Raw genomic sequence first — 12,940 nt, 5'->3', positions numbered from 1 at the left:
CTAACCCATCCGATAAACACTCGGATGGGTTAGTAATTTAAAATGTTACTTATTCATTTAAGGCCTCTCTATATTAATTAGACGGCACCCTTCTCGGCAAGTTCAACTAACTTTTTCTGTGGTATTTTCCAAAGTTCAACCCATTTCCGGATAGAGGTTACGAGTATAATAAAACCAAGGACTAGCATAATTACAGACAGTGTCCCATTTAAAAAGCTAAATCCAGGATTGTCTGAATTCCAGTACACATTTTTTACCATCCAATACCCCGCCACATTTACAGTGACATACAGATAAGAAAGAGGTATCAGGCATGTAAGTATATACCATCGTTTATCTGCAATCTTTAGTACAATAGTTGCTCCTATTATTAAACCAATAGAAGCCATCAGCTGGTTAGATACTCCGAATAGTGCCCAAACCGAACTAATATCACCGGAATAAAGTAAATAGCCCCATAAAAAGCAAGCTAAGGCGCTGGCAAAAATATTTGCCCATAACGAATCCGTCCTTTTTAAAGGTTTAAAGAATGTCCCCCCGAAGTCTTGGATCAGATAACGAGCAACTCGTGTTCCCGAGTCGATCGCCGTTAGGATGAAGACTGCCTCAAAGAGGATAACAAATTGATAAAAATAAGAGGCCATTTTTTCAAAGATAGGAATTTCTGTAAAGATATACGTCATACCTACAGCAAGCGTAACAGCCCCGCCTGTTCTTCCTTCCAAGTCCATTCCAATTTCCTCACTAAGCTTATCTAGATGAACTGTTTCCATTCCTAATGTAGCGTATTTCTCTGGTGTGGAGTTTATAGCAAAATAATCTCCTGGCATTAATGATACAGCAGCAATCAAAGCCATAATTGCAACTAAACACTCTACAAGCATTGCGCCAAAGGCTACCCCTTTAATGTCGCTCCAGCGATTAATCATTTTTGGAGTTGTCCCTGAACCAACGAATGCGTGGAACCCTGATATCGCTCCACAAGCAATGGTAATGGAAACGAATGGCCAAACCGGACCCGCAATAATTGGACCACCACCATTGATAAACTCTGTTAATGCAGGAAATTGAACTGCTGGGTTTACATAGAACACACCAATGATTAATGCTGCAAAAACACCAATTTTCATAAAAGTACTTAAATAATCGCGAGGTGCTAGCAATAACCAAACTGGTAGAGCTGCTGCAAAAAATGCATAGATTGGTAAAGCTAAAGCGATTGTACTCTTTTCTAATGTTAAGAAATCACCAAATGCAGTTCCTTGAATATTAGGTCCCCAAATAATAGCCGCCATAATAAGTCCAAAGCCTACGATCGTAGCTACTTTCAAGTTTCCTGTTTTCTTATGATACAACCCAACTGCCATTGCAATGGGAATTGTAATTCCTACTGCAAAGGTTCCCCACGGATTTCTCTCTAATGCGCTCAACACGACTAAAGAAAGACCCGCCATCGTTATCGTAATAATAAATAGCATTGCTAATCCTGCACAAAAGCCTGCCACTGGACCGAGCTCTTTTTTCGCAATTTCAGATAATGATTTCCCATCCTGACGCATGGATGCAAATAGCACAACCATGTCATGAACTGCTCCCCCTATCACCGCACCTATTAGAAGCCAAAGCAAGCCAGGCAAATAACCAAACTGTGCCGCTAATATCGGTCCAACTAATGGTCCCGCCGCAGCAATCGCAGCAAAATGGTGACCAAACGTGACCCATTTGTTCGTGGGTACGTAATCTTTCCCATCCTCCAGTTCATGTGCCGGGGTTGGTTTGGAATCATCTAATTTTAATACTTTTGCAGCCATAAATGTGCCATACAAACGATAAGCAATTAATAAAATACAGATAGATCCAATTACTATAGTAACCGCATTCATTATTTCTTCTCCTCCATCCTATTAATCTACAATAATCATACTAAAAAAGAGAATGATAAATTCGTATAATAAATTGAATTATATAAATATATATAAATTTCAATTATTTATATAATACATGAATAAATAATAGAAAAAAACCATGAAATAATAACTAAATGATTATTGTTGATAATTATTTATAGATCTGTACAAGAAAAACTGAGGATTCATTTGTTTGGTTAAGTCTATTGAAATCATAGTTTATCGTGATTTTTAAGAAAAGAGGACATTACTTTAATGGAACCTAACTACTTGAAAAGAATTCTGTCCAAACGTATACTTAAAGTAACTACTGAGTACATTAAAAAAGACTGATTGATATTAGTGCATCAATCAGCCAAATATAATAGTTGGTTCCCAAAGGGATTGGCTGGTAAAAGGATTAACCCATCAGAGCTCTCAACTCAAGGATGGGTTATTTTTTATGGTTAAATGACAGTATTACAACGACCAATGTTGCGAATGCTACTGCGAACATTAATGCTTCGAATACCGACAAGGCACCACCCCCTTCCTATCGGGAGTGAGCCAACCACCCTTGAGCTACCGCACTATTATCTCTTTATTATACCACACATACGTTCTATTTTAACGAATAGTAAAAGGTAAAAGTTAACCATTAGAGAGTATTCTTCTCTAAATTATTATCCTTTTACCTTGTCTTTGAACAATTCAGTTTAAAACATTATTTCCACTAACTCAAAAAACTATTTTCAACCTTATTCACTAATATAAATCATATAGCTACTTCCAGAAACCTTTGCAAGAAAGATATCAGGATCCTCAAGAATAGAATAAATCTCAGTACCAACCTCTAAGGCATTTGAAGAATAGTCGCTGCTTGGTACAACGTCTGAAGCAACTTTTTCTTGTACTTCTCCAACCTTTTCTCCAATGGTAAATTCACTCCCAGCAGATTCTCTAACCTCAGTAAATCTATTGCCATTTGCAATCAACATCGCTGGGCTATCTGCATGGACTTGTATCACTTCGCTTTGTACAGTCATTTGGTCATATTCCGTACAGCCTGTAATAATCGGTAAAATACAGCATATCACTAGAACCATCCATGATTTTCGCATTTTAATCACCTCTCGATTAGCTATAAACTTACAGCTTTGTAAAATCTCTGTGTACAGAAGTATAACCAACTATTACAGATATATGATTCACCATCTTTAACATCCATTAATTACCACTAAAATACTATCTCTTTTTAATTACAAAGTTTTATTATATTAACTAATACCCTTTTTTTCATAAAGATAACAGATAATAACATTTGGAATAGAAATTTAACTACTAATGTAAAGCTTAATTAAAGGCTATGTTAAATGCTAGGGTTGATTTATGATGCAAATAAATCTCTAAATCAGAGAGTAGAATTGATTTCCGCGACAGCCGGACGCTTTCCGCGGGGTGAACGATAAGCCATCATCCATCGCTTACGCGCGTGGTTGTGATGTCTTATCTGTCTCCCTCATCCCGTTGGAGTCGCCGTAATCACTCCATTCAATAAATGGAGAACGCATTTATTTCATACATAAAGCTCTATTTATGAAATTAACTCACATAAAAAAAGCAGGAAAACTAACTCCATCCCATTTTCTTAATCTATTTATGTTCATAATAGTCATTTGAATTTTCCCTTTGTAATGTTTACAAGTCAAAATCAACCAATAACTTTAACAAAGCTTAATAAAAAAAACAGCCGAAATTTAATTTCGACTGACTACTTCTCATCCTTCTTCATTGGTAACTAAGTTTCTCCCTCTCATTTTCAGAATCATTGGTATTACTACCCAAAGAACAGCAAAAATTAGAAATACTAGAGAAATAGGACTCTGTAAGAAGACTATGAAGTCACCATTTGAGCCTGTTAACGCACGTCTCATATTGTTTTCAATCATTGGTCCGAGTACTAAACCTAATACTAGAGGAGCAAGTGGATAATCGTTCTTTGCAAAAAAGTAACCTACCACTCCGAAAAAGAGAAGTAACATTAAATCAAACACCGTGTATTGGACCGCATAGACACCAAAGATTGAAATTGCAATAATACTTGGCAGAAGATATTTCTTAGGTGTTTCAATAATTTTTGAAAATACCTTTACTAAAGGCATGTTAAGTACTAGAAGCATAATATTTCCTAAAAACATGCTAGCGATTAGCCCCCATGCTACTTGTGGATGATCGTCGAATAGAAGTGGACCTGGCTGAACATCATACATGATTAATGCTCCCATCAAAATAGCAGTAGTACCGGATCCCGGTATTCCAAGAGTTAATAAAGGTATTAAAGCTCCACCAGATGCAGCGTTATTAGCAGATTCTGGTGCTGCCACTCCCTCAATTGCACCTTTTCCGAACTTCTGTGGATTTTTGCTTACTTTTTTCTCCATGATATAAGAGAAAAAAGATGCCAATGTTGCTCCTGCACCAGGCAGAACTCCTATAAAGAAGCCTAATAACGATCCACGAGCAATTGCACCTGAGCTATCTTTTAAATCCTTTCGCGTGGGTAGGATTCTACCTATTTTTATCAATTCAGTACCCTCGTTATCTTTTTCTAATATTGTTTTAAATACTTCTCCAAGTGCGAACATTCCTACCGCAATTGTTAAAAATTCAAGACCCGAATATAAATTAGGATTATTAAATGTAAAACGGCCAACTCCAGACACTGCATCTATCCCTATCGTAGCTAACAATAATCCCAATACTGTCATCGTAAGAGATTTTGTCATTGAATTGCCAGCAAGTCCACTAACCGCACACAAGCCTAATAACATTAAAGAAAAATATTCAGCTGGTCCAAACTTTAATGCAATGTCGGATAATGGTTCTGCAAGGAGCACAAGACCGATTAATGAAACAATCCCAGCAATAAAAGATCCGATAGCTGCAATGGATAAAGCAGCCCCGGCCCGGCCGTTCTTCGCCATCTGGTATCCATCCAATACCGTTACAACAGAAGACGACTCACCTGGTGTATTCAAAAGAATAGATGTCGTAGAACCACCATACATGGCTCCATAATAAACTCCTGCTAACATAATTATAGAACTAGTAGCGGCAGATTGTGGGTCTAGCCCGCTTGTAATAGTGGCCGTGACCGGGATTAATAAGGCGACCCCGCTCATAGGTCCAATTCCAGGCAGTACTCCAACTGCTGTCCCTATCAATACTCCAAAAAAGGCAAATAGTAGATTATGCCATTGAAACGCAACCGAAAATCCATCAGCAAGAAAATGTAGTGCTTCCACTATTATCACCTCTCAATAAAAAATTGTTGGAAACTCTGGTAAAGAACCTTCTAGTATTTTCACAAACACAAAATATATTCCAAGAGAAAACCCTCCAGCTATTAGGATAGTTTTAAGCCAACCACCCTTTTCCATTACCTGAAATCCAATGACTAAAAATAAAAATGTAGTAATTACATATCCTAACTTTTCAAGCAACAAGACATATAAAATAGCAGAGACAAAAATAATTAAAAACCTTTTATATTCTATTTTTACTTTTTGAATTTTCTCAGAAGAATGATTACAAGTTTCAAAAAAGAGGCGAAAGCTAAGGAGAATTAATATTACCCCTAAGGCTGTTGGGAATACGTCTGGTCCTACATTACTCCCATAAGCTGTTTCTGGAATTTTTAAGCTTCCAGCTATAAATGCAACCCCTATAAGTAAAAATAAAATACTTATCATACGATCAAAACTTAGATTCACTTTGCCATCACCTCCGAAAAAAATTAGGGGAAAGAGATACTCTCGTTCCCTCTGCATGATTATTTAGCCATATCAAGCGCATGAAGCAGTTCAGCTATTTGATTACTTTGCTCATCTAAAAATAATTTGAAATCGTTTGAGTTTTTATAATCACTTTCCCACCCAGCGCTTTCCATTGATTTCTTCCACTCTTCTGTTTCTACCATTTGCTGAATTTTATCGTCCCAAAAGCTAAGCGCTTCCTCACTCATCTCTTTTGGTCCGAATATCCCTCGCCAAATCATAAATTCTGCATCTATACCTAACTCTTTCATAGTCGGCACATCACTAAGCTCTCCTTCTATTCGCTCTGGTGCCGCAACTGCTAGTACTTTTACTTTTCCTGCCTTTACATACTCTGTGACAGATGATGCATCTGTTGCAATAGCTCCAGCATTACCACCTAGTAAAGCCGTCATTGCTTCACCGGTGCCATCATACGAAACATATTTTATAGATTTATGATCAATTCCAGACTTATACGCTGGTAAAATAGAGACTAAATGATACATGGATCCTGGTCCCGATCCTCCAGCGAATGTTACGGAAGTTGGATCCTCTTCTAAATCCTCCAATAAAGCTGGGAGGTCGTTATACTTAGAATCTGACCTAACAACAATGGATCCATAGTCTTTCGTCAATTGAGCTAGAGGTGTTGTATCTTTATGTCCAAAAGGACTATTACCTTCCTTTTTTAAATTATTTATTAATACAGGAGGGGAGCCAGTAAATAGTTTATAATCGTTTTTAACATCTTGTGTGGCATAACTAGCAATAAATACTGTTCCTCCGCCACCGGGTTTGTTTTCAACTGTCATCGTCTTATCCAATAATTTAGATTCCGCCATCACCTTTGAAAAGGTCCTTGCTGTCCGATCCCAGCCTCCACCTGGACCTGACGGTGCTACAACAACAATTGGTTTCTCTGGATAAGTTCCATTACTTTTTCCAGCTCCACTCGCAGTATTATTTCCATTCCCACTACAACCCGCTAAAGTCAAAACTAATGCAATCCCTACCAAAACACCTTTCCATTTTGCAGTTTTCTTCATAACTTCTTCACCTCTTCGAATAGTATGAAAGCGCCTACATTTTTATTTAAATGAATTCTCCTCGGCTTCCAGACACGAGGAGAATATATGCTATTTGGCTAATTCTGTTCTTTCCCTATTAATATAATTAGCTGCTGATGCTCCTGCCAACTTCCCAAATACAGCACCCGACATTAAACCTGACCCGCCAGGATAGTTTTCGTAAAAGATTCCACCAATCATTTCACCTGCTGCAAAAAGTCCATTTATCGGCTCTTCTCTTGCATCTAATACATGACCTGTCGTATCTACGTGTAGTCCGCCAAACGAAAAAGTGATGCCACACGTAACTGGAAAAGCATAGAACGGACCTTGTTCTATTCGAAGTGCCCAATTGGATTTAAGAGGGGTAATTCCCTTCGTTCCCTTCCCGTCCTTCTCCGCTGGCTTGTATTCGCCTTCCTCTACTGCTCGATTGTATTCGCTCACCGTATCTAAAAATTGCTTTTTATCCACTGGTAACAAATTTACTAGTTCTTCTAAAGTATCCGCTTGAAAAAAAGTAGCTTCTTCCAGATCGTATTCTTTCCTTAACATAGGTCTAACCTGCGCATCATAGAGTTGATATGCGACATGGCCAGGTTGCTTCAGTATTTCACGACCATATTTGGCATACGTATAATTTCGTAAATCTGCTCCCTCATCAACAAAACGCTTTCCATCTTTATTTAGCATGATGCTATATGGATAAGAGTGCTTTTTAAAAATATCGCCGGGTTTTGCAAAGTCACCTACTTTGGGAGCATTATAATCTGTACCAATTGAATGGCAGCCTTCCCACTCCCCATATTTTTGTGCTCCTACTTCTAAAGCCATCGTAATACCATCACCTGTATTGAATTCAGTTCCACGGACAATGGCAGCTTCCCATTCTTCCCCAATATGCTCACTTCTCCAATTCTTATTGGCCTCAAAGCTACCACACGCTAAAATCACACCAAATGTATTTACAGTAATCGATTCATTTTCTTTTTGCACAACAACACCTGTAATTTGCTCATCTTCTTTATTTAATTTTATAGCACGGGAATCATACCAAATCTCAATACTAAGCTCTTGAGCTCTTTCAAAAAGCTTCTTTATTAATCCAACGCCTTTGTTTTCTGTTTTAATCGGCAAACCTCCCCAAAAATGTCGTTTGCCGTCTTGTAGAAAAGATTGATTATCATAGTTCAATTCAAAGTTAATACCTTGATTTTGCATCCATGCAATTGTGTCATAGGACTTGGAAACAAGCTGTTGACCTAGTTGAGGATCGCTTTTCCCACTCGTTACTCGCATTAAGTCATCATAATAATCTTGTTCCGTGTACTCTGGCATCACAATATTTGCTGCCTCATCGTCTGTCAATTTGGGTATTATTTTTCTGATAGCGTCTAAATTATTGTAGGCAACTCGAATCGCTCCATCAGTAAAATAAGAGTTACCTCCGCGTTTTTCTATTGGTCCTTTTTCTAAAACCAGGACACTGGCGCCACCCTCCTTCGCTGCAATTGCTGCACATAAAGCTGCATTTCCAGCTCCTACTACTACAACATCATAATTATGTGTATGAGACATGCTAATTCCTCCTAATAAGTTATAATGAATCTTAAAAAATATAATAAATATAAAATTCAGAAAATAATAATATTACTTTTCTATTTTTCTTCATAGAAAAATCTTATAAGAGCGCCATATATGTGATTTACATAGCATTTAATGTTAGAATAAATTGAAAATTCTTTTTAAAAGAGAGAGGAGTTAGTTATATTTGGACGAAAAAGATTGGCATATATTAACTACACTTCACGATGAAAGAAATATAACAAGAACTGCCCAGCGTCTCTATATTTCTCAGCCTGCATTAACGTATCGAATCCAACAATTAGAAAAAGAATTCTGCACAAAGATTGTTTCTCGAAGAAAAAAAGGGGTGGAGTTTACCGTAAAGGGGGAATACCTTGTTCAATATGCAAGTCAAATGATTTATCAGCTTCGCCATACAAAAGAACATATTACCAATATGGATGAAGCAGTGAAAGGTACGCTTAGATTGGGCGTTTCTGGATTGTTTGCCCGATTTGAGCTTCCTTCATTATTAAAAGATTTTTTAAAGGAGTACCCGCAAGTTGATGTCAATTTGAAAACAGGCTGGAGTACCGAGATACAGCAGATGCTGCAAAAAGAAGAGGCACATCTTGGAATTGTAAGAGGAGATTATAGCTGGAAGGAACATAAAATATTATTACGAGAAGAAAAAATTTGCATAGCATCTAGTAGGAATATAGATTTTAAAGATCTTCCTTCTCTTCCAAGAGTAAATTACAAAACAGATCCATCCTTAAAAAATACCATTGATAATTGGTGGCAGGAAACTTATACGAAACCACCAATGATTTCCATGGAGGTTGATAGAATTGATACTTGCAAGGAGCTAGTCCTAAACGGGCTCGGGTATGCCATTTTACCAGAAATTTGTATCCAAGAAAATGACCTGTTGTGTGTGTCACCTATTAAAATAGAAGACAATCGTTTTCTGACCCGCAATACTTGGTTATTTTATAGAGATGTTACTTTAGAGCTAGCCCAAGTAAAAGCATTTATCCATTTTTTAAACGAAACAAAACAAGAAGTAATATTATGAATCTGTTTGTCACGCTTTCTTGCCATTTTTCACTATAATGACAGTGATTATAGTGATTTCCAGATCTATTACATAAATAGCTATCTTTATGAACATAGAAAAATTCTAGTAGGGAAGATCAGCTAATTTCATTTAGTTCGTCAACAACTAGTAACTCGTGGATATAGATAGTGTTCAAGATAATTTAAAAAGAAAAAAGTGCCAACCTACGGATTAGATATCCTCTTAGGTTGGCACTTTTCTGCTTAATTCACTTCACTTTGGAGCTAATTAGGCCCTACATAAAGGTTTGTTGACAGTCTGAATGAGTTCAAAAAGAAAATTACATTATAAAACATTTTTATTAGCACTTGATACAAGGTATGCTGGCATTGGTTCGTGCAATTTCCAAATAATACTCACAGGTTTACTACCCTCATGCTTAACATAATCAGCTGTTCCAAGAAAAATAAAGGGAGAGGTATACGGTCCTTCATTCCTATATTCCCTTATAAAGATAGAAATCTGATTATTCGTTTTCCGATGATTAAAGAGCCTAATTGCTGTTGGGCTGGTATCTGAGGTTCTACTTTGAGATTGCCAATGAAATAATTGTTCATTAATTGCATAGTCTTCATATAAAGTCGAAGGAGAGAAATCTTTATCGGATTTATTTAAAGTAACGAAAAAAACATCCGTTTTTTCCTCTTCAAAATACTTAACTCCTTCTCTAAAAGCAGGCTTTTGTTTTTCATTATAGTAACCAAACGCGGCTAATATTTGGTCTATAGTATAATGTGCATGTACTCTTAGAGGAGACACAAAATCGAACGGAGATTTTTTCTCAAGTAATCTTAAATTTTCAAAACAAACCTCGATTACTTGCAGAATTTCGTCCTTTAATGCTTGACTCGTTAATATTTCTCGAAGTCCTTCCTTTATGGAAGAAAAACCTAAATCCCTAGGAGGCTTAGAGAAAAATGAATAGTACAACATTGCTTCCATTCTTTGCTCTTCCTCTGTATTAACATCAGTCTTTTCTATATATTTTTTGTAAAAACTTATCAAATCTAAGGAATCCAAATGAAATATTTTATGGATTTTTTTCATCAAAAGATCCTCATATTCCGCTTTATATTCTTTTGTAACCCCCGCCTCTACCTTCATCCTTTCAAAGCTACGGTTTTTTTGTGACCCATAAACATCTGCTAATGATAGATGATAATATTGTAAAAAGTTTTTTAAAGTTAGGCGTCTTCCAGAATCAGCTTCGAAGTGTTTAATTTTTGCAATAAGATTTTGTTTATTAATTCGTGCTGCCTTAATATTTCTTAATATATATTCTTTTGCCTGTTTCTCCATTTGGATAACAGAGCCCTTAGGTAAATGGAAAAAACCATTTTCAATATAATGATGAATAGAATGTTTTGTTTTCCCTACTAACGATCGGAATTTCTCTTCAAAAGGATAATTCTTATGGGCTTGTCCAACAAAATCAAGTACAGTTAAACATTCTTTATCATCCGCTAGTCTTAATCCTCTACCAAGTTGCTGTAAAAAGACAGTTAGACTTTCTGTTGGACGTAAAAATAATACCGTGTTTATTTCTGGAATATCTATTCCTTCATTATATAAATCCACAACAAAGATAAAATTTATCTCACCGCTTACTAATTTTCTTTGAGCTACAACTCGTTCCTCAGGTGATGATTTACCATGCAATGAAATGGAAGGTATATTTTTTTGATTAAAATATGTTGACATATATTTTGCGTGATCTACTGACACGCAAAACCCTAACGCTTTTACTTCATTTAGAGAGGTAACATACCTTTTTATACTTTGTATAACTAGATCACTCCTGCGATGATTTGCAGTATAAATATTTGTTAGCTCTCCTATGTCATATCCTTTTCTTGACCATTTAATACTAGTTAAATCAACGTTATCAGTTACACAAAAGTAATGGAATGGACTTAATAATTTTCTATTTATTGCTTCTGTTAACCTCATTTCAGCAGCAATTCGATCATTAAAATAGCTTAAAATACTATCATTATCCATTCGTTCAGGTGTAGCTGTTAAACCAAGTAAAATAGTTGGTTGATAAAAATCTAATAATGCTCTGTACGAGGGTGCTGTGGCATGATGAAATTCATCAACAATAATATAATCATAAAAATCAAAAGTTGTATTTTCACTCATCTTTTTGCTATTCCAGCTTTGAATACTCATAAATAATTGATCAAAAGACTTAGGCTCGTGCTTCCCAACAAACATTTCACCAAAGTTAGCATCCTTCAAAATCGTTCGGAAAGTCACCAAACTTTGTCGTAGTATTTCTTCTCTATGTGCTATAAATAATAACTTTGCGTTAGGTTTTTGTTTTAGAAATCGTTTAAAATCAAAAGCAGATATTACTGTTTTTCCAACTCCCGTCGCAGCCACTACGAGATTTTTCATCTGACCGTGAATAACTCTTTCTACTTCCAACTCATCTAATATTTCTTTTTGATAATGATAAGGCTGGATATCAAAATAATACTGTTCGGTTTCTTCGGCTACAGTCTCTTTTGACAATGAGTACTGCACCATTTCCCAATTTTCGTGTTCATCAGGTAAGAGAGATTTAAATTCCTCATCGTTCCAATAACTTTCAAAGGTTGCCCCAAACTTTCGAAGGACATCAAAAGAATCCCTTTCGGTTATCTTTAAATTCCATTCTAACCCCGAAGTTAATGCTGGATTAGATAAGTTGGAAGAACCGATGTAAGCCGTACTAAAGCCAGAATCGCGTTTAAATAAATATGCCTTTGCATGAAGTCTAGTTCGTTGCTTATCTAAGGATACCCTTACTTCTGTATTAGGTAATTTACTAAGCTCCACAAGTGCTTTATAGTCTGTTGCTTCCATGTACGAAGTCGTAATAATTCTTAGCCTTCCACCACGTTCTATAGTAAAATCCCTAAGTTCATTTAATATGATCCTGAGTCCAGACCATTTAATAAAAGAAACTATCCATTCAATTTCATCAGAGGAAGCAATCTCTTTTTTTAATTCTTCTAACATGTTAGGTTCATATTGAGATCCCGTGAAAAGAGAGCTTTGAGAAATTGAAGTGATTGGTCGAGTTGGCTTCTCTTTACGAACTGTACGTACACTGTTTAGCTTTTTATATACGGAAGTAAGTATTTCTCCTCTTTCATCTAGTTGTAGATTTACAAAATCCTCATCGTGTAATTTTGAATTTAACAATTGAATAATTTGATTACAAGTTTGAATTTGCAACAAAAGCGCTTCTTCATCTTCTTTTGCATCTTCCCGGATATATGAGAGAGCTTTTTTAGTAACCTCTGAAATATATGAAGCAAAGTAGGTTTTTGCCTCTTCGAAATCCATTTTATCTAAGTCAATTGCGTACATTTCAGGAGAAAGCTTCTTTAACTCTGAATAAATGTTTTTATTTATAGGTAGGTCGTAAATGCCTTCTTTCAAAGAAACACCTCCATAGAAAACTTAATCTAAATCAAGTTTATTATATGTTAC

8 protein-coding genes are annotated in these 12,940 nt (G+C 36.1%); 1 reads left to right on the top strand and 7 read right to left on the bottom strand.

Annotated elements, in window-relative coordinates:
• Positions 1-77: 77 nt before the first annotated feature.
• The 6 genes from MKY94_RS01450 to tcuA all read right to left on the bottom strand — a co-directional run bounded on the left by MKY94_RS01450 (position 78) and on the right by tcuA (position 8,349).
• Entirely contained in the window at positions 78-1,883 is a 1,806-nt protein-coding gene (locus MKY94_RS01450) for a carbon starvation protein A (RefSeq protein ID WP_154311853.1), read from the bottom strand.
• 761 nt (positions 1,884-2,644) lie between these two features.
• Complete coding sequence (locus MKY94_RS01445) at positions 2,645-3,007, bottom strand: hypothetical protein (protein ID WP_144538418.1); 363 nt, start codon at positions 3,005-3,007, stop codon at positions 2,645-2,647.
• Between the two features lie 657 nt (positions 3,008-3,664).
• Positions 3,665-5,191 carry a tripartite tricarboxylate transporter permease gene (locus MKY94_RS01440; protein ID WP_191697028.1) on the bottom strand — a complete coding sequence of 509 codons (1,527 nt, stop codon included), beginning with the start codon at positions 5,189-5,191 and terminating at the stop codon, positions 3,665-3,667.
• Between the two features lie 12 nt (positions 5,192-5,203).
• Positions 5,204-5,659: a tripartite tricarboxylate transporter TctB family protein gene (locus MKY94_RS01435; protein ID WP_144538417.1), complete on the bottom strand. Its 456-nt coding sequence runs from the start codon at positions 5,657-5,659 to the stop codon at positions 5,204-5,206.
• 59 nt (positions 5,660-5,718) lie between these two features.
• Positions 5,719-6,750, bottom strand: coding sequence for a tripartite tricarboxylate transporter substrate binding protein (locus tag MKY94_RS01430; protein ID WP_151111650.1), 1,032 nt, complete (start codon positions 6,748-6,750; stop codon positions 5,719-5,721).
• Between the two features lie 90 nt (positions 6,751-6,840).
• Positions 6,841-8,349, bottom strand: coding sequence for an FAD-dependent tricarballylate dehydrogenase TcuA (gene tcuA, locus MKY94_RS01425; RefSeq protein WP_144538415.1), 1,509 nt, complete (start codon positions 8,347-8,349; stop codon positions 6,841-6,843).
• Positions 8,350-8,542: 193 nt separating this feature from the next.
• Between tcuA and MKY94_RS01420 the strand changes: the two genes are divergently transcribed.
• A complete protein-coding gene (locus tag MKY94_RS01420; protein ID WP_342577859.1) occupies positions 8,543-9,415 on the top strand; it encodes a LysR family transcriptional regulator in 873 nt (290 codons plus the stop codon).
• Positions 9,416-9,742: 327 nt separating this feature from the next.
• Here the strand turns inward: MKY94_RS01420 and MKY94_RS01415 are convergent, their stop codons facing one another.
• On the bottom strand, positions 9,743-12,889 hold the full coding sequence (locus MKY94_RS01415) for a DUF3427 domain-containing protein (protein WP_342577857.1): 3,147 nt from the start codon (positions 12,887-12,889) through the stop codon (positions 9,743-9,745).
• Positions 12,890-12,940 lie beyond the last annotated feature (51 nt).

Source organism: Psychrobacillus sp. FSL K6-2843 (genome assembly GCF_038626375.1).
In the GTDB taxonomy this organism is placed as follows: domain Bacteria; phylum Bacillota; class Bacilli; order Bacillales_A; family Planococcaceae; genus Psychrobacillus; species Psychrobacillus faecigallinarum.
Note: the sequence above shows the minus strand (reverse complement) of the source record. Positions and strands in the feature narration are given on the sequence as shown.